General features: G+C 60.3%; 16 protein-coding genes. 15 read left to right on the forward strand and 1 reads right to left on the reverse strand.

All coding sequences use genetic code 11. The annotated features are described in order from the left end of the window. Position 1: 1 nt before the first annotated feature. The 15 genes from rsmH (at position 2) to lpxC (ending at position 17,357) form a co-directional block, all read left to right on the forward strand. Positions 2-943 (forward strand): 16S rRNA (cytosine(1402)-N(4))-methyltransferase RsmH, encoded by a 942-nt coding sequence (rsmH, locus tag BT119_RS17320; protein WP_072366431.1) that lies wholly within the window; start codon positions 2-4, stop codon positions 941-943. Beyond that, positions 940-1,233, forward strand: coding sequence for a cell division protein FtsL (gene ftsL, locus BT119_RS17325; RefSeq protein ID WP_003340690.1), 294 nt, complete (start codon positions 940-942; stop codon positions 1,231-1,233). Before rsmH ends, ftsL begins: the two co-directional genes overlap by 4 nt. Then, positions 1,233-2,960: a peptidoglycan D,D-transpeptidase FtsI family protein gene (locus BT119_RS17330; RefSeq protein ID WP_010427469.1), complete on the forward strand. Its 1,728-nt coding sequence runs from the start codon at positions 1,233-1,235 to the stop codon at positions 2,958-2,960. Before ftsL ends, BT119_RS17330 begins: the two co-directional genes overlap by 1 nt. After that, the gene (locus tag BT119_RS17335) at positions 2,960-4,423 is read left to right on the forward strand and encodes a UDP-N-acetylmuramoyl-L-alanyl-D-glutamate--2,6-diaminopimelate ligase (RefSeq protein WP_072366433.1); all 1,464 of its coding nucleotides are present in this window, start codon (positions 2,960-2,962) and stop codon (positions 4,421-4,423) included. The genes BT119_RS17330 and BT119_RS17335 overlap by 1 nt, the downstream gene beginning before the upstream one ends. Beyond that, the gene (gene murF, locus BT119_RS17340) at positions 4,416-5,786 is read left to right on the forward strand and encodes a UDP-N-acetylmuramoyl-tripeptide--D-alanyl-D-alanine ligase (RefSeq protein ID WP_003431469.1); all 1,371 of its coding nucleotides are present in this window, start codon (positions 4,416-4,418) and stop codon (positions 5,784-5,786) included. Before BT119_RS17335 ends, murF begins: the two co-directional genes overlap by 8 nt. Further along, a complete protein-coding gene (mraY, locus tag BT119_RS17345; protein WP_003431468.1) occupies positions 5,786-6,868 on the forward strand; it encodes a phospho-N-acetylmuramoyl-pentapeptide-transferase in 1,083 nt (360 codons plus the stop codon). Before murF ends, mraY begins: the two co-directional genes overlap by 1 nt. A gap of 5 nt (positions 6,869-6,873) precedes the next feature. Beyond that, complete coding sequence (murD, locus tag BT119_RS17350) at positions 6,874-8,220, forward strand: UDP-N-acetylmuramoyl-L-alanine--D-glutamate ligase (protein ID WP_044308992.1); 1,347 nt, start codon at positions 6,874-6,876, stop codon at positions 8,218-8,220. Then, positions 8,217-9,431 carry a putative lipid II flippase FtsW gene (gene ftsW, locus BT119_RS17355; protein ID WP_003431463.1) on the forward strand — a complete coding sequence of 405 codons (1,215 nt, stop codon included), beginning with the start codon at positions 8,217-8,219 and terminating at the stop codon, positions 9,429-9,431. The genes murD and ftsW overlap by 4 nt, the downstream gene beginning before the upstream one ends. Beyond that, entirely contained in the window at positions 9,421-10,491 is a 1,071-nt protein-coding gene (gene murG, locus BT119_RS17360; RefSeq protein ID WP_003431460.1) for an undecaprenyldiphospho-muramoylpentapeptide beta-N-acetylglucosaminyltransferase, read from the forward strand. Before ftsW ends, murG begins: the two co-directional genes overlap by 11 nt. Beyond that, positions 10,484-11,944, forward strand: coding sequence for a UDP-N-acetylmuramate--L-alanine ligase (gene murC, locus BT119_RS17365; protein ID WP_003424493.1), 1,461 nt, complete (start codon positions 10,484-10,486; stop codon positions 11,942-11,944). Before murG ends, murC begins: the two co-directional genes overlap by 8 nt. Beyond that, positions 11,941-12,900: a D-alanine--D-alanine ligase gene (locus BT119_RS17370; RefSeq protein ID WP_044308994.1), complete on the forward strand. Its 960-nt coding sequence runs from the start codon at positions 11,941-11,943 to the stop codon at positions 12,898-12,900. The genes murC and BT119_RS17370 overlap by 4 nt, the downstream gene beginning before the upstream one ends. A gap of 3 nt (positions 12,901-12,903) precedes the next feature. Next, positions 12,904-13,773, forward strand: coding sequence for a cell division protein FtsQ/DivIB (locus tag BT119_RS17375; RefSeq protein WP_003364019.1), 870 nt, complete (start codon positions 12,904-12,906; stop codon positions 13,771-13,773). A 14-nt stretch (positions 13,774-13,787) separates the two neighbouring features. Beyond that, positions 13,788-15,044, forward strand: coding sequence for a cell division protein FtsA (gene ftsA / locus BT119_RS17380; RefSeq protein WP_003364017.1), 1,257 nt, complete (start codon positions 13,788-13,790; stop codon positions 15,042-15,044). Between the two features lie 101 nt (positions 15,045-15,145). After that, positions 15,146-16,333, forward strand: coding sequence for a cell division protein FtsZ (gene ftsZ / locus BT119_RS17385; protein ID WP_002555041.1), 1,188 nt, complete (start codon positions 15,146-15,148; stop codon positions 16,331-16,333). Positions 16,334-16,445: 112 nt separating this feature from the next. Continuing rightward, positions 16,446-17,357 carry a UDP-3-O-acyl-N-acetylglucosamine deacetylase gene (gene lpxC / locus BT119_RS17390; protein ID WP_003364012.1) on the forward strand — a complete coding sequence of 304 codons (912 nt, stop codon included), beginning with the start codon at positions 16,446-16,448 and terminating at the stop codon, positions 17,355-17,357. 104 nt (positions 17,358-17,461) lie between these two features. Here the strand turns inward: lpxC and BT119_RS17395 are convergent, their stop codons facing one another. Continuing rightward, on the reverse strand, positions 17,462-17,917 hold the full coding sequence (locus BT119_RS17395) for a DUF721 domain-containing protein (RefSeq protein ID WP_003313540.1): 456 nt from the start codon (positions 17,915-17,917) through the stop codon (positions 17,462-17,464). Between the last annotated feature and the right edge of the window lie 287 nt (positions 17,918-18,204).

Genomic DNA, 18,204 nt, shown 5'->3' on the forward strand with positions numbered 1-18,204 from the left:
TATGAATAGCGGCTTTACCCACATCACCGTGCTGCTTGAAGAAGCCGTGGAGGCTCTCGCGGTGCGCGCCGATGGCTGCTACCTGGACGGCACGTTCGGGCGTGGCGGGCATAGTCGTCTGATACTCAGCCAGCTGGGCCCAGAGGGTCGGCTCCTGGGATTCGACAAGGACCCTCAAGCGATTGCCACCGGGCAAGCGCTAGCGGCCGAAGACGGCCGCTTTGTCATTGTGCAGCGCAGCTTTGCCGAATTGGGATCCGAGACTCAGGAACGCGGTTTGGCGGGCAAGGTCAGTGGCATTCTGCTGGATCTGGGTGTGTCGTCCCCGCAGCTGGATGATCCCGAGCGCGGTTTCAGCTTCATGAACGACGGTCCTCTGGACATGCGCATGGACCCGACCCATGGCGTGAGCGCTGCCGAGTTCATCGCGACTGCACCGGCTGAAGAGATTGCCCGCGTTTTCAAGGAATACGGCGAAGAGCGATTTGCCAAGCGGATGGCCAATGCGGTCGTCGCGCGCCGTGAAGTCCAGCCTTTCGAGCGCACAGCCGATCTGGCAGAAGTGCTCAAGGTCGCCAATCCTGCCTGGGAAAAGGGCAAGAATCCTGCAACGCGTGCCTTTCAGGGCCTGCGTATTCACGTAAACAACGAATTGGGCGATCTGGAAGCCGGTCTCGAAGCGGCTCTGGATGCGCTGGAAGTGGGCGGCCGTCTGGTCGTCATCAGCTTTCACTCGCTGGAAGACCGCATCGTCAAGTTGTTCATGCGCAAGCTCGCCAAGGGCGAAGCCGACAACATGCCGCGTAATCTGCCGATCCAGTTCAAGCCGTTCGAACCGAAAATCAAAATTCACGGCAAGGCCCAGTTCGCCTCTGATGTCGAAACCAAAGCCAACCCGCGCTCGCGCAGTGCTGTCATGCGTGTAGCGGAGAAGCTCAGGTGAGCCGTCTGTTTCTTAAACCTCTGCCCGGCGGCAGCTTCATTATGCTGCTGCTGTTCATTGCTGTCCTGATTTCGGCGATTGGCGTTTCCTATAGCGCACATTGGAATCGTCAACTGCTCAACTCGCTGTATTCGGAAATGAGCGTGCGCGACAAGGCGCAGGCAGAGTGGGGCCGGCTGATTCTTGAGCAGAGCACCTGGACTGCACACAGCCGTATCGAGACTCTGGCCACCGAACAACTGAAGATGCGCATCCCGAGCGCTGCCGAAGTACGGATGGTGGCGCCATGATGAAGCTCGATGGCGCTCTTTATCCGTGGCGTTTTCGCGTAGTCGTAGGGCTGCTGGTGTCCCTCGTGCTCGCCATTTGCTGGCGCATCGTCGACCTGCAGGTCATCGACCATACCTTTCTTAAAGAGCAAGGCGATGCACGCAGCCTTCGGCATATTCCTATTCCGGCGCACCGTGGCCTGATCACTGACCGTAACGGCGAGCCGCTGGCGGTCAGTACTCCGGTGACGACGCTGTGGGCCAACCCGCGTGAAATGCAGCAGGACAAGTCCAAGTGGCCGATGCTGGCAGCCGCGCTGGGTCAGGATCTCAAGGCATTGACCGAGCGTCTGGACTCGCAGGCGAACAAGGAATTCATCTATCTGGTCCGTGGCCTGACGCCAGAGCAGGGCCAGTCGGTCATCGACCTGAAAGTACCGGGTGTCTACGGCATCGAAGAATTCCGCCGCTTTTATCCGGCCGGCGATGTCACCGCACACATGGTCGGCTTTACCGACCTTGATGACCATGGCCGCGAAGGCGTCGAGCTGGCGTATGACGACTGGCTCGCCGGTGTGCCCGGCAAACGTCAGGTCATCAAGGACCGGCGCGGTCGACTGATCAAGGATGTTCAGGTCACCAAGAATGCCAAGGCCGGAAAGACCTTGGCTTTGTCCATTGACCTGCGCCTGCAGTACCTGGCGACCCGTGAACTGCGCAATGCCATCGTCGAGAACGAGGCCAAGGCCGGCAGCATGGTGATCATGGACGTCAAGACCGGCGAGGTGCTGGCGATGGTCAACCAGCCGACCTACAACCCGAACAACCGCCGCACCATGGTGCCTGCCGCCATGCGCAACCGGGCCATCATCGACGTGTTCGAACCTGGTTCGACCATGAAGCCGATCTCCATGACCGCGGCGCTGGACAGTGGCCGCTGGAAGCCGACCGACAAGGTCGAGGTTTATCCGGGCACCCTGCAGATCGGCAAATACACGATTCGTGACGTGACCAAGACCGAAGGCCCGATCCTCGATCTGACCGGCATTCTGATCAACTCCAGTAACGTCGGCATGAGCAAGGTCGCGTTCGATGTGGGCGGTGAGGCGATCTTTCGTGCCATGCAGCGCGTCGGTTTCGGTCAGTACACCGGCCTCGGCTTCCCTGGCGAGCGCGTCGGCAACCTGCCCAACTACCGCGAATGGCGCAAGGCTGAAACCGCCACGCTGTCCTATGGCTACGGTTTGTCGGTCACGGCTTTGCAGCTGGTGCATGCCTACGGCGCGCTGGCCAACAATGGCCGCATTGTGCCGTTGACCATTCTGAAAACAGATAAAGAGCCGGAATCGACCCAGGCCATTCCGGAGAAAACCGCCAAGACCCTGCAAGGCATGTTGCAGCAGGTTATCGAGGACCCGCGCGGCGTCTATCGCGCCCGTGTACCGTCCTACCACGTCGGTGGCAAGAGTGGTACGGCGCGTAAGACGTCCATCGGTACCAAGGGTTACGCGGAAAACTCCTATCGCTCGCTGTTCGCTGGGTTCGGCCCGATGAGTAACCCGCGTTACGCCATCGTGGTCGTCATCGACGAGCCGAGCAAGGGTGGTTACTACGGCGGTCTGGTTTCGGCCCCGGTATTCAGCAAGGTCATGTCCGGCACGTTGCGTCTGATGAACGTGACGCCGGACAACCTTGCGCCACCTGAACAAGTCAACGCCGCACCGGCAGCCAAAGGAGGGCGTGGTTGATGGCCTTTAATCTGAGCAAGATTTTCGCTCACACCGACCGCGATGCGCTGATTCGCGAGTTGACTCTCGACAGTCGCAATGTCCGTCCGGGTGATCTGTTTCTAGCCATACCGGGTATCAAGGTCGATGGCCGTGCGCATATTGCCGACGCGCTCAAGCGTGGCGCGGCGGCTGTGGCGTACGAAGTCGAAGGCTCGACCGTTCTGCCGATCACTGACGTGCCGCTGATCCCGGTCAAGGGGCTCGCCGCGCAGTTGTCCGATATTGCCGGCCGCTTCTACGGCGACCCGAGTCGCAGTCTGAATCTGGTAGGTGTTACCGGCACCAACGGCAAGACCAGCGTCACCCAGCTGGTTGCGCAGGCGCTTGATGCGCTGGGTCAGCACTGCGGCATCGTCGGCACACTGGGCACAGGATTCTACGGCGCGCTGCAAAGCGGCCGTCATACCACGCCTGACCCGATTGCTGTTCAGGCGACGCTGGCCGATCTGAAAAAGGCCGGTGCGCGCGCAGTGGCGATGGAAGTGTCTTCTCATGGGCTGGATCAAGGGCGGGCGACGGCGCTGGCGTTTGATGTGGCGGTGCTGACCAATCTGTCCCGTGATCACCTGGATTATCACGGCACCATGGAAGCGTACGCTGCCGCCAAGGCCAAGCTGTTTGCATGGTCCAACCTGAAATGCCGGGTAATCAACCTGGATGATACTTTCGGTCGTGAACTGGCCGGTATCAAGCAAGAGTCGCGGTTGATCACCTATAGCCAGCTGGATAGCTCGGCCTACCTGTATTGCCGCGATGCGAAATTCGATGATGATGGCGTGCGCGCTACGTTGGTCACGCCTCAGGGCGAGCATTTCCTGCGCAGCAGCCTGCTGGGTCGCTTCAACCTGAGCAACGTGCTGGCTGCGGTCGGCGCTTTGCTGGGCCTGGATTACGCGCTGGACGAAATTCTCAAGGTGCTGCCGAAACTCGAAGGCCCGGTCGGGCGCATGCAGCGTCTGGGTGGTGCCGACAAGCCGCTGGTGGTTGTCGATTATGCGCATACTCCGGATGCGCTGGAAAAAGTCCTCGAAGCACTGCGCCCGCACGCCAAAGGCCGTCTGTTGTGCCTGTTCGGCTGCGGCGGTGATCGTGATCGCGGCAAGCGTCCGCTGATGGCTGAAGTGGTCGAACGCCTGGCAGACGGTGCATGGGTCACCGACGACAACCCGCGCTCCGAATCGCCAGCCAGTATTTTTGACGATATTCGCCCTGGCTTCGCTGCTGCGGACAAGGTGCGTTTCATCGAAGGCCGCGGTCAGGCCATTGCCGAACTGATTGCCAGCGCCAATGCCGATGACGTCGTAGTGCTCGCCGGCAAGGGCCACGAGGACTATCAGGAAATCAATGGTCAGCGGCAGCCATTCTCCGATTTGCAAGAAGCCGCCAACGCGCTTGCCATATGGGAGCCTGCAAATGCTTAAGCCAATGACCTTCAGCGAACTGGTTGTACCACTCGATGCGCGTCTGGTCGGGGGCGACTGCAGCTTTTCCGGCGTGAGCACCGACAGCCGTGGCATCGAGCCAGGCCAGCTGTTCGTAGCCCTGACCGGGCCGCGTTTTGACGGTCATGAATACCTCGATCAAGTGGCTGCCAAAGGTGCGGTCGGTGCTCTGGTCGAGCGCGAAGTGCAGGGCGCCGCCTTGCCGCAACTGGTCGTGCTGGATACCCGCAAGGCGCTTGCCCAACTGGGTGCCATGAATCGCAATGCATTCGTCGACCGGCCGGTTGCTGCAGTCACCGGCTCCAGTGGCAAGACCACGGTCAAGGAAATGCTCGCGAGCATCCTGCGCACGCGCGGCCCGGTGCTGGCGACCCGAGGCAACCTGAACAACGAATTGGGCGTTCCACTGACTCTGCTGGAACTGGCCCCGGAATACACGTCCGCTGTGATCGAGCTGGGTGCGTCGCGGGTCGGCGAGATTGCCTACACCGTAAGCCTCGCCAAGCCGCACGTCGCCATGATCACCAACGCCGGAACTGCCCACGTCGGCGAGTTCGGCGGCCCGGACAGAATTGTCGAAGCCAAGGGCGAGATTCTCGAAGGTCTCGGCGCGGGTGGTACTGCAGTATTGAATCTGGAAGACAAGGCGTTTCCGATCTGGCGCAAGCGCGCCGGCGATCGCAATGTCCTGACCTTCGCACTGACCGACTCTGCGGCTGACGTGTACGCCAGCGAGCTGAGCCGTGATGCTCGGGGCTGCCCGGCTTTTACCCTCAACAGCCCGCTCGGCACTGCCCGGGTCCAGTTGAACCTGCTCGGCACACACAATGTGTCCAACGCCTTGGCCGCTGCGGCTGCGGGCTGCGCAATGGGTGTGCCGCTGGAAGGGATCGTCACCGGGCTGAACAACGTGCAGCCGGTCAAGGGCCGTGCCGTGGCGCAAATCGCCAGCAATGGCATGCGCGTCATCGATGACACCTACAACGCCAACCCTGCCTCGATCAACGCGGCCGTCGACATCCTCACCGGCTTCACCGGTCGTACCGTACTGGTGCTGGGCGACATCGGTGAGCTGGGCGAATGGGCCGAGCAGGGCCATCGCGAAGTGGGCGCCTATGCCGCTGGCAAGGTGTCGGCGCTGTATGCCGTCGGCCCATTGATGACTCACGCGGTCAGCGCCTTCGGCGAGCACGCTTACCACTTTGCCAGTCAGGCTGAACTGATCGCGGCGCTGGGCGCCGAGCAGAATCCTGATACCACTTTACTGATCAAGGGCTCGCGTAGCGCTGCGATGGAACACGTCGTGGCTGCCTTGTGCGGTTCTAGCCTGGAGAAACATTAATGCTGCTGCTGTTGGCCGAGTTTTTACAACAGTTCTACAAAGGCTTCGCGGTCTTTCAGTACCTGTCATTGCGCGGGATCCTTGGCGTGCTCACCGCCCTGACGCTGTCGCTGTGCCTGGGGCCGTGGATGATCCGCACCCTGCAAATGCGTCAGATCGGTCAGTCGGTGCGCAACGATGGTCCGCAATCGCACCTGTCCAAGTCGGGTACGCCGACCATGGGTGGGGCGCTGATCCTGTCGTCCATCGGTATCAGTACATTGCTGTGGGCTGACCTGAGCAACCGTTACGTATGGGTTGTGTTGCTGGTGACACTGTTGTTCGGCGCCATCGGCTGGGTCGATGACTACCGCAAGGTGATCGAAAAGAATTCCCGGGGCCTGCCGAGCCGCTGGAAGTATTTCTGGCAGTCGGTTTTTGGCCTCTGTGCAGCGATCTTCCTTTATACGACTGCACCGTCGGCGACTGAAACCACGCTGATCGTGCCGATGCTCAAGGATGTGCGTATCCCGCTGGGTATCGGTTTCATCGTGTTGACCTATTTCGTGATTGTCGGCTCCAGCAATGCAGTCAACCTGACTGACGGGCTGGATGGTCTGGCGATCATGCCGACGGTGATGGTAGGCGGTGCCTTGGGCATCTTCTGCTACCTGTCGGGTAACGTGAAATTTGCTGAATACCTGCTGATTCCCTACGTGCCGGGGGCGGGCGAGCTGATTGTGTTCTCTGGGGCGCTGATTGGCGCCGGGCTCGGATTCCTCTGGTTCAACACGTATCCGGCGCAGGTGTTCATGGGCGACGTCGGTGCGCTGGCACTCGGCGCGGCGCTGGGCACCATGGCGGTGATCGTTCGTCAGGAAATGGTCCTGTTCATCATGGGCGGCGTGTTCGTGATGGAAACCCTTTCAGTGGTCATTCAGGTTGCGTCTTTCAAACTTACCGGCCGCCGCGTATTCCGCATGGCGCCGATCCACCACCACTTTGAACTCAAAGGCTGGCCCGAGCCACGTGTGATCGTCCGTTTCTGGATCATCACCGTGATTCTGGTGCTCATTGGCCTTGCCACGCTGAAACTGAGGTAGAACGAGTGTCCCTGATCGTTTCCGACCGCTTCCGCATTGTCGTGGGTCTAGGCAAAAGCGGCATGTCCCTGGTTCGCTTCCTGGCGAACCAGGGCGTGTCCTTTGCCGTGGCCGACACGCGGGAGAATCCTCCTGAGCTGGCGACCTTGCGTCGCGACTATCCGCAGGTGGAAGTGCGTTGTGGCGAGCTGGACGTGGATTTCCTCTGCCGTGCCGATGAGCTGTATGTCAGCCCCGGTCTGGCCCTGGCGACCCCGGCCCTGCAGCAGGCTCACGCACGTGGCGTCAAACTGTCGGGCGACATCGAACTGTTCGCGCGTCACGCGAAGGCGCCGGTGATTGCCATTACCGGCTCGAATGCGAAAAGCACCGTGACGACACTGGTCGGCGAAATGGCTGCTGCCGCTGGAAAGCGTGTGGCGGTGGGCGGCAATCTCGGCACTCCGGCGCTGGACCTGCTCAGCGACGACGTCGAGCTGTACGTGATGGAGCTTTCCAGCTTTCAGCTCGAAACCACTGACCAGCTCAATGCCGAAGTGGCGACCGTGCTGAATATCAGTGAAGACCACATGGACCGTTACAGCGGCCTGCCTGCCTACCACCTGGCCAAGCACCGGATTTTCCGTGGCGCGCGGCAGGTGGTGGTCAATCGTCAGGATGCGCTGTCACGTCCGTTGATTGGCGAAGGCCTGCCGTGCTGGACATTCGGCCTCAACAAGCCCGACTTCCATGGTTTCGGCCTGCGTGAAGAGAACGGCGAAAAGTACCTGGCGTTCCAGTTTGAAAACCTCATGCCGGTACGTGAGCTGAAAGTGCGTGGTGCGCACAATCAGTCCAACGCGCTTGCCGCCCTGGCCCTGGGGCATGCGGTCGGCCTGCCGTTCGACGCCATGCTCGCCAGCCTGCGCGAGTTCACTGGTCTGGAGCATCGCTGCCAGTGGCTGCGCGAGCACGAAGGCGTTCATTACTACAACGACTCCAAAGCCACCAACGTGGGTGCCGCGCTGGCTGCCATCGAAGGTCTGGGCTCGGATATCGACGGCAAGCTGGTGCTGATCGCCGGCGGCGATGGCAAAGGCGCTGATTTCAGCGGTTTGCGCGCGCCAGTCGCCGAGCATTGCCGCGCGGCGGTCTTGCTCGGGCGTGATGCCCAGCTTATTGCCCAGGCATTGGGCGACGCTGTCCCGCTGGTGCATGTCGACACCGTCCAGGCGGCTGTCGAGCACAGCGCAAAACTGGCTCAGCGTGGCGATGCCGTATTGCTTTCTCCTGCATGCGCCAGTCTGGACATGTTCAAGAATTATGAAGAGCGCGGACGTGTGTTCGCGCAGGCAGTGGAGTGCTTGTCATGATCTTCGGTGTGATCAAGCCTTATCCATCGCCACTGATCAGTGGGCGCGGCATCGACCTGGACTTCCCGATGCTGGTCGGCTGCCTGGCGCTGCTCGGCCTTGGCCTGGTGATGATTACCTCGGCCTCGTCGGAAGTTGCCGCCGTACAGTCCGGTAACACGCTGTACATGATGACCCGTCACCTGGTTTATCTGCTGATCGGTCTGGGTGCCTGTGGCGTGACCATGATGATTCCGGTCGCCACCTGGCAACGCCTGGGCTGGATGATGCTGCTTGGCGCGTTCGGCCTGTTGCTGCTGGTACTGGTGCCGGGAATCGGGCGCGAGGTAAACGGTTCGATGCGCTGGATCGGTTTCGGCGCGTTCAACGTGCAGCCGTCGGAAATCGCCAAGGTATTCGTGGTGATCTTCCTTGCCGGCTACCTGATTCGTCAGCAGCAGGAAGTTCGCGAAAGCTGGATGGGCTTTTTCAAGCCGTTCATCGTGCTGCTGCCGATGGCCGGTCTGCTGCTCATGGAACCTGACTTCGGTGCGACCGTGGTAATGATGGGCTCGGCGGCAGCCATGCTGTTTCTCGGCGGTGTCGGCCTGTTCCGCTTCTCGCTGATGGTGGTGCTGGCGGTCGCTTCTGTGGTTGTGCTGGTCCAGGCCCAACCTTACCGGATGGCGCGTCTGACCAACTTTACCGACCCGTGGGCCGACCAGTTCGGTTCCGGCTATCAATTGACCCAGGCACTGATCGCCTTCGGTCGCGGCGAGTGGTTCGGCGTCGGACTGGGCAACAGTGTGCAGAAGCAGTTCTATCTGCCGGAAGCGCACACCGACTTCGTGTTCTCGGTACTTGCAGAAGAGCTGGGCGTGGTGGGTTCGCTGATCACCGTCGCACTGTTCCTGTTCGTCAGTATTCGCGGCATGTACATCGGCATGTGGGCCGAGCGCGCCAAGCAGTTCTTCGGTGCCTATGTGGCCTACGGCCTTTCGTTCCTGTGGATCGGTCAGTTCCTGATCAACATCGGTGTGAACGTCGGTCTGCTGCCTACCAAGGGGCTGACCCTGCCGTTCCTCAGCTACGGCGGCAGCTCGCTGGTGATCTGCTGCGCGAGCCTCGGGCTGCTGCTGCGCATCGAGTGGGAATCGCGCAACAACATGGGCAGTGAAGAAGCCGAGTTCAAGGAAAGCGACTTCGCCGAGGACACACCGCATGGACGCTAACGTGCTGATCATGGCAGGCGGAACCGGCGGGCATGTATTCCCGGCGCTGGCCTGTGCGCGCGAGTTCCAGGCACGCGGCTACAAGGTCCATTGGCTGGGCACGCCGCGTGGTATCGAAAACGAACTGGTGCCGCAGGCCGGTCTGACGCTGCACCTGATCAACGTTACCGGTCTGCGTGGCAAGGGCCGCTTGTCGCTGCTCAAGGCGCCGTTCATGTTGCTCAAGGCCCTGATGCAGGCACGCAAGGTTGTGCGTGAGGTGAAACCGGTCTGTGTGGTCGGCTTCGGTGGCTATGTCACCGGCCCTGGCGGTCTGGCGGCGAAGCTGGCAGGCGTACCGTTGATCATTCACGAGCAGAATGCCGTTGCCGGTACCGCCAACCGCAGTCTGGCCTCGTTCGCCAGCCGGGTGTGCGAAGCGTTCCCGAACACCTTTGCGGATTCATCCAAGCGTCGCACCACCGGCAACCCGGTGCGTGTCGAGCTGTTTCTGGAAACACCGCGTCAGGCTCTGGCCGGACGCAAGGCTCGTCTGCTGGTACTGGGCGGCAGCCTGGGCGCGGAGCCGTTGAACAAACTGCTGCCCGAGGCGCTGTCTCAGCTGCCTCAGGACATCCAGCCCGAAGTGTTTCATCAGTCGGGCAAGAATCATGACGCAGTCACCGCCGAGCGCTATCGCAACGTGGGCGTCGAGGCGCAGGTTGCGCCATTCATACAGAACATGGCCCAAGCCTATGGCTGGGCCGATCTGGTGGTCTGCCGCGCAGGCGCATTGACCATCAGCGAACTGGCCGCCGCCGGCCTGCCGTCGTTGCTGATACCGCTGCCCCACGCGATTGATGACCATCAGTCACGTAACGCTGACTATCTGGCTCGCGAAGGCGCAGCCTTCGTCATGCCGCAAGCGACAACTGGCGCCGCCGAGATGGCAGCACGCCTGAAAGAGGTTTTGATGCAACCCGAACAATTGAACAGCATGGCCCGCACTGCACGCAGCCTGGCCATGCCTGATGCAACCAGCACTGTCGTCAACGTCTGTGTGGAGGTGGCCCATGGTTGAGAATCAACGCGCCATGCCACAACCTGAAATGCGCCGTATCCGTCGTATCCACTTCGTCGGTATCGGCGGTGTCGGCATGTGCGGGATCGCCGAGGTGTTGTTGAACCTGGGTTACGAAGTCTCGGGCTCCGACCTGAAGGGCTCGGCCGTGACCGAGCGCCTGGAATCGTTCGGCGCACAGATTTTTATCGGCCATCGTGCCGAGAACACCATCGGTGCCGACGTGCTGGTAGTGTCCAGTGCCGTCAACACCTCCAACCCGGAAGTGGCCACCGCGCTGGAGCGCCGCATTCCGGTCGTACCGCGTGCCGAGATGCTCGCCGAGCTGATGCGTTATCGCCACGGCATCGCTGTTGCCGGTACGCACGGCAAGACCACCACCACCAGCCTGATCGCTTCGGTATTCGCTGCCGGCGGCCTGGACCCGACCTTCGTGATTGGCGGCCGTCTCAACGCGGCGGGCACCAATGCGCAGCTGGGCACCAGCCGCTACCTGATCGCCGAAGCCGATGAGAGCGACGCCAGCTTCCTGCACCTGCAGCCTCTGGTCGCTGTGGTCACCAATATCGACGCCGATCACATGGCGACCTACGAAGGCGACTTCAACAAACTGAAGAAGACCTTTGTCGAGTTCCTGCACAACCTGCCGTTCTACGGGCTGGCGGTGATGTGCATCGACGATCCGGTGGTGCGTGAAATTCTGCCGCTGGTCAAGCGTCCGACGCTGACCTATGGCTTCAGCGAGTCTGCCGATATACGTGCAATCAATGTGCGTCAGGACGGCATGCTGACATTCTTCACCGTACTGCGCCGCGACCGCGAGCCGCTGGATGTGTCGGTGAACATGCCCGGCAATCACAACGTACTCAACTCGCTGGCGACCATCGCCATCGCCACCGACGAGGGCGTCAGCGACGAGGCCATCGTTCAGGGTCTTTCCGGGTTCCAGGGCGTCGGTCGGCGCTTCCAGGTCTACGGCGAGCTGCCGGTTGACGGCGGCAACGTGATGCTGGTCGATGACTACGGTCACCATCCGCGCGAAGTCGCTGCCGTTATCAACGCTGTGCGTGGCGGCTGGCCTGACCGTCGTCTGGTGATGGTCTACCAGCCACACCGTTTCAGTCGCACCCGTGACCTGTACGACGATTTCGTCCAGGTGCTGGCGGACGCCAATGTGCTGCTGCTGATGGAAGTCTACCCGGCCGGTGAAGAACCGATTCCTGGTGCGGACAGCCGCAACCTGTGCCACAGCATTCGCCAGCGTGGCCAGCTGGACCCGATCTACATCGAGCGTGGTGTCGAGCTGGCGCCGCTGGTCAAGCCGCTGTTGCGTGCCGGCGACATCCTGTTGTGTCAGGGCGCTGGCGACATCGGTGGTCTTGCGCCACAGCTGCTGAAAAGCCCACTGTTCGCCGGTGCCAAAGTGGCCTCCACCGAAGGGAAGCTGAAATGACAGCTGTCGCCCAGTCGTCCCTGCGCTCGACACTTGAGCCGAAAAGCTTCGGCCGTGTCGCCGTGCTCTTCGGTGGCAAGAGTGCCGAGCGGGCGGTCTCGCTGAACTCGGGTAATGCCGTGCTCGGCGCGTTGCTCGAGGCTGGCGTGGATGCGTTCGGCATCGATGTGGGCGACGACTTTCTGCAGCGGCTGGTCAGCGAGAAAATCGACCGTGCCTTTATCGTTCTGCACGGACGTGGCGGTGAAGACGGCACCATGCAAGGCCTGCTGGAATGCCTGGAAATCCCTTATACCGGCAGTGGCGTACTGGCTTCTGCCCTGGCGATGGACAAGTTGCGCACCAAGCAGGTCTGGCAGAGTCTCGGCCTCGCCACACCGCTGCATGCCGTTCTTGAAAACGAGAGTGATTGTATTTGCGCCGTGACGGAACTGGGCCTGCCTTTGATCGTCAAACCGGCCCATGAAGGTTCAAGTATCGGTATGGCAAAGGTGAACAGCGTCGATGAATTGATCGCCGCCTGGAAAGCCGCCAGTACCTACGATTCGCAAGTATTAGTCGAACAGTGGATTCAGGGACCTGAGTTCACTGTGGCGTCTCTGCGTGGCCAGGTGTTGCCTCCCATCGGCCTGGGCACTCCTCATAGTTTTTATGATTACGATGCCAAGTACCTGGCGTCCGATACCCAGTATCGGATTCCGTGCGGACTTGGCGATGCGCAGGAACAGGAACTCAAACAACTTGCAGCACGTGCTTGCGATGCCATCGGCATTGCAGGCTGGGCGCGCACGGATGTCATGCAGGACGCACAAGGCAAGTTCTGGTTACTGGAAGTTAATACTGTACCCGGCATGACCGATCACAGTCTGGTGCCTATGGCGGCCCGTGCGGCAGGTCTGGATTTTCAACAACTGGTGTTGGCGATTCTGGCCGACAGCGTTCAGGCGAGAGGTTAAGGCATGTACGGCGCGTCGACACGTCCTCAGCCACCTGCTCCCGGCCGCAACAAGCCGGTGCCGCGCGGCGCCAGCCGTATGGTGGCCAAGGAGCCCTTGTCGGCGCGCCTGCCCAAGGCCAACTTCAGTTTTCTGAAGCGTTTGCTCTGGCCTGTGCTGTTGGTGGTTCTGGGCTTCGGTACTTATGAGGCAGCACAGCGTCTGCTGCCGTACGCCGACCGCCCGATCACCCGCATCAACGTGCAGGGCGATTTGAGTTACATCAGCCAGCAGGCTGTGCAGCAGCGGATTGCGCCTTATGTGGCGTCGAGCTTTTTCAAGATCGATCTGGCTGCCATGCGCACCGAGCTTGAGCAGATGCCCTGGATCGCGCACGCCGAGGTCCGCCGTGTATGGCCGGATCAGGTGGTGATTCGTCTTGAAGAGCAGTTGCCGGTTGCCCGTTGGGGCGATGAAGCGCTGTTGAATAACCAGGGGCAGGCTTTCACACCGCGTGAACTGTCCAATTACGAACATCTTCCCCAGTTGTTCGGCCCGCAGCGGGCCCAGCAGCAGGTGATGCAGCAGTATCAGGTGTTGAGTCAGATGTTGCGCCCGCTGGGCTTCTCCATCGTGCGCCTGGAGCTGCGCGAGCGTGGCAGCTGGTTCCTGACGACAGGTGCCGGTAGTGCTGGCCCGGGTATCGAGTTGTTGCTTGGACGCGACCACCTTGTCGAAAAAATGCGCCGCTTCATCGCGATTTACGACAAAACGCTGAAAGACCAAATAACGAATATCGCGCGCGTCGACTTGCGTTACTCCAACGGCCTTGCGGTCGGTTGGCGCGAACAGGCAGCGCCGGCGACGGAAAAACCCGCCGTCGCGAAGAATTGATAAGAGGCAGGACCATGGCAAATGTGCAAAGCGGCAAAATGATCGTCGGGCTGGATATCGGTACCTCCAAGGTGGTGGCACTGGTAGGCGAAGTCGCGGCCGATGGCTCGCTGGAAATCGTGGGTATCGGTACCCATCCCTCCCGCGGCCTGAAGAAGGGCGTGGTGGTGAATATCGAATCGACCGTGCAGTCGATCCAGCGCGCAATCGAAGAAGCGCAGCTGATGGCCGGTTGCCGTATCCACTCGGCATTTGTTGGTGTGGCAGGCAGCCACATTCGCAGCCTGAACTCACACGGCATCGTGGCGATTCGTGATCGCGAAGTCAGCTCTGCGGATCTGGAGCGTGTGCTCGATGCTGCTCAGGCGGTGGCCATTCCTGCCGACCAGCGCGTGCTGCACACCTTGCCTCAGGATTACGTGATCGATAATCAGGAAGGCGTGCGTGAGCCCCTGGGCATGTCCGGCGTACGTCTGGAAGCCAAGGTTCACGTGGTGACCTGTGCGGTGAACGCGGCGCAGAACATCGAGAAGTGCGTACGTCGCTGCGGGCTGGAAGTCGACGACATCATTCTCGAACAGTTGGCCTCGGCGTATTCCGTGCTGACCGATGACGAGAAAGAACTGGGTGTCTGCCTGGTGGACATCGGTGGCGGCACTACCGACATCGCGATCTTCACCGAAGGCGCCATTCGCCACACAGCGGTCATCCCGATTGCGGGTGATCAGGTGACCAACGACATCGCCATGGCGTTGCGCACTCCGACTCAGTACGCCGAAGAAATCAAGATTCGTTATGCCTGTGCGCTGGCCAAGCTGGCCGGTGCAGGCGAAACCATCAAAGTGCCGAGCGTGGGCGACCGTCCACCTCGCGAGCTGTCGCGTCAGGCCCTGGCAGAAGTGGTCGAGCCTCGTTACGACGAGTTGTTCACCCTGATCCAGGCCGAACTGCGCCGCAGCGGCTACGAAGACCTGATCCCGGCCGGCATCGTGCTGACCGGGGGCACAGCGAAAATGGAAGGTGCGGTCGAACTGGCCGAGGAAATCTTCCACATGCCGGTTCGCCTGGGCGTACCGCACAGCGTCAAAGGGCTCGCTGATGTCGTCCGCAACCCGATCTACTCAACCGGCGTAGGCCTGTTGATGTACGGGCTGCAAAAACAATCGGATGGCATTTCGCTGTCCGGGATTGTCGGCAACAGCAGCTACAGCGACGAAACCAAGGCACCGGTGCTTGAGCGTATCAAGCGTTGGGTGCAGGGCAATTTCTAAGTTTCAACGTTCAACGGTTTCACAGCTTCAGATTCAGGGCTTCACCAGCAGTATCGGCAGGCAGTAGGCAAAACTAACTAGAAAGCGGAAGGAGAGAGAAAATGTTCGAACTCGTAGACAACGTCCCGCAAAGCCCGGTTATCAAGGTTATCGGCGTAGGCGGTGGTGGCGGCAACGCTGTCAATCACATGGTCAAGAGCAACATCGAAGGCGTGGAATTCATCTGCGCCAACACCGATGCTCAGGCGCTGAAAAACATCGGCGCGCGGACCATTCTGCAGCTGGGCACCGGCGTGACCAAGGGCCTTGGCGCTGGCGCCAACCCTGAAGTCGGTCGTCAGGCCGCACTGGAAGATCGTGAGCGCATTGCAGAAGTTCTGCAGGGCACCAACATGGTTTTCATCACCACTGGCATGGGCGGCGGTACCGGTACCGGTGCAGCACCGATCATTGCTGAAGTGGCCAAGGAAATGGGCATTCTGACGGTCGCAGTCGTGACCCGTCCGTTCCCGTTCGAAGGTCGCAAGCGTATGCAGATCGCCGATGAAGGCATCCGCATGCTGTCCGAAAGCGTCGACTCGTTGATCACCATTCCCAACGAGAAGCTGCTGACCATCCTCGGTAAAGACGCCAGCCTGCTGTCGGCTTTCGCCAAGGCTGACGATGTACTGGCCGGTGCCGTTCGCGGTATCTCCGACATCATCAAGCGTCCGGGCATGATCAACGTCGACTTCGCCGACGTGCGTACCGTGATGAGCGAAATGGGCATGGCGATGATGGGCACTGGCTGCGCCAGCGGTCCTAACCGTGCACGTGAAGCGACCGAAGCGGCGATCCGCAACCCGTTGCTCGAAGACGTCAACCTGCAGGGCGCTCGCGGCATCCTGGTCAACATCACTGCCGGTCCTGACCTGTCTCTGGGTGAGTACTCGGACGTGGGTAGCATCATCGAAGCGTTCGCTTCCGAGCACGCGATGGTCAAGGTCGGTACCGTTATCGATCCGGACATGCGTGACGAGTTGCACGTGACCGTGGTTGCCACCGGCCTGGGCGCGAAAATCGAGAAACCTGTCAAGGTTATCGACAACACGCTGCAGACCACCCAGCAGGCTCCTGCGCAGCAGGCGTCCCGTCAGGAAGCACCGTCGGTCAACTACCGTGACCTGGATCGTCCTACCGTGATGCGCAATCAGGCACACGCAGGCGCTACAGCAGCGGCGAAGATGAATCCAAACGATGATCTCGATTACCTGGACATCCCGGCTTTCCTGCGTCGTCAGGCCGATTGATGAAATGTATCAGGGGTATTAGGGTGATTGGTGTTCAGCAAAGGCATGGTCTGCTATCATCGCCAGCCTTTGTTGATACCAGTTCGCAACTTGCGCTGAAGCGGCCCATGCCATGATAAAACAACGCACCCTGAAAAATATTATCCGTGCCACAGGTGTAGGCCTGCACTCCGGGGAGAAGGTTTACCTGACCCTCAAGCCCGCACCTGTGAATACCGGCATTGTGTTTTGCCGAGCTGACCTTGACCCCGTCGTGCAGATCCCTGCGCGTGCGGAAAACGTCGGTGACACCACTCTGTCGACCACTCTGGTCAATGGTGATGTCAAAGTCGACACGGTAGAACACTTGCTCTCGGCCATGGCTGGCCTTGGCATCGATAACGCCTACGTCGAGCTCTCTGCCTCCGAAGTTCCTATCATGGACGGCAGCGCAGGCCCTTTCGTATTCCTGATTCAATCGGCAGGCCTGGAAGAACAGGACGAGCCGAAGAAATTCATCCGTATCCTGCGTGAAGTCACAGTCGAGGAGGGCGGTAAACGCGCTACTTTTGTGCCTTTCGAAGGGTTCAAGGTCAGTTTCGAGATCGATTTCGATCACCCCGTCTTCCGTGACCGCACCCAGAGTGCAAGCGTGGACTTTTCCAGTACTTCCTTCGTGAAGGAAGTCAGCCGTGCCCGGACCTTCGGGTTCATGAGTGATATCGAGTACCTGCGCAAGCACAACCTCGCACTCGGCGGCAGCGTGGAAAACGCCATCGTGGTCGACAAGGACGGTGTACTGAACGAAGACGGCCTGCGTTACGAGGACGAATTCGTCAAACACAAAATCCTCGACGCCATCGGTGACCTCTACCTGCTGGGCAACAGCCTGATTGGTGAGTTCCGGGGTTTCAAATCGGGGCATGCACTGAACAACCGTTTGCTGCGTACGTTGATCGAGCAGAAAGACGCTTGGGAAGTGGTGACTTTCGAGGATGCCAGTACGGCACCTATTTCTTACATGCGTCCTGTCGCGGCCGTGTAAGCAAGCTTTACTCTCTTTCCTTTTGTTCTTTAAAGGCTGCCCTCGGGTGGCCTTTTTTTATGGGTTTTTCAGGGGAGGTCAGTGCTGGCGGCGATCAGGCAGGGTTACTTCCTGTCCTTTGCATGGCTGGCCAGTCTTTCCAGTGCGGCACGCAAGCGCGGATCGGTGATGCCTTCAGCGGTGGCCTGAATGTTTTCGGCAGCCACTGCCGACAGGTCGATGGTGTGCGTGGCAGCTCCGCGTGGCGCTTCAGGCGGCTGCACCTTGAACACAATGCGGGTCAGGTTGATGAATTCGTCGAAGGCCATCATTTGCCGGTGCAGGCGTTTCTGCTGGTACCGCAGGCGCGTGGCCCAGTGACCGTCCGTCACGATCAGCAACAAGGTACCTTCGCGCCACGATGCCACGCGACAATGCTCCCGGGCCGCTGGTTGCAGCTGGCTTTCGAGCAGGCGCTGCAAGTGGCTGAGTCGCTCGGCGTGACGAAATATAGCCTTCAGGGGCTTGGCTTCACGCAGCAAAACCGCGGGCGGGCGGGCGTTCAGAGGACGAAAGGCCATGGAGGGATGCCTGGGTAACAAGATGAACATCTTAACAGAAAGCGTTCTGACGGCTGCTTTTCAGGGCATTTCCGTGCTTTCATATGCAAATCAATGAGTAACTTCCCCGGATAACGGGTTGAAGTGCTTGAAAATGGCCCCATTGTAAACCTGCCCCGTCACAGCGCTGTGCCAGCATCGTGGAATAACGCCACTTTCCTCACCATCGTTTCCGGGTAGAATGCTCGTTCGCATGCGGCCATCTGGGCTGCACGGGCGACTCACGGGGCCGCCCTCCATTCCTATGT

Source organism: Pseudomonas sp. NFACC10-1, from assembly GCF_900119195.1.
GTDB classification, from domain to species: domain Bacteria; phylum Pseudomonadota; class Gammaproteobacteria; order Pseudomonadales; family Pseudomonadaceae; genus Aquipseudomonas; species Aquipseudomonas cerasi.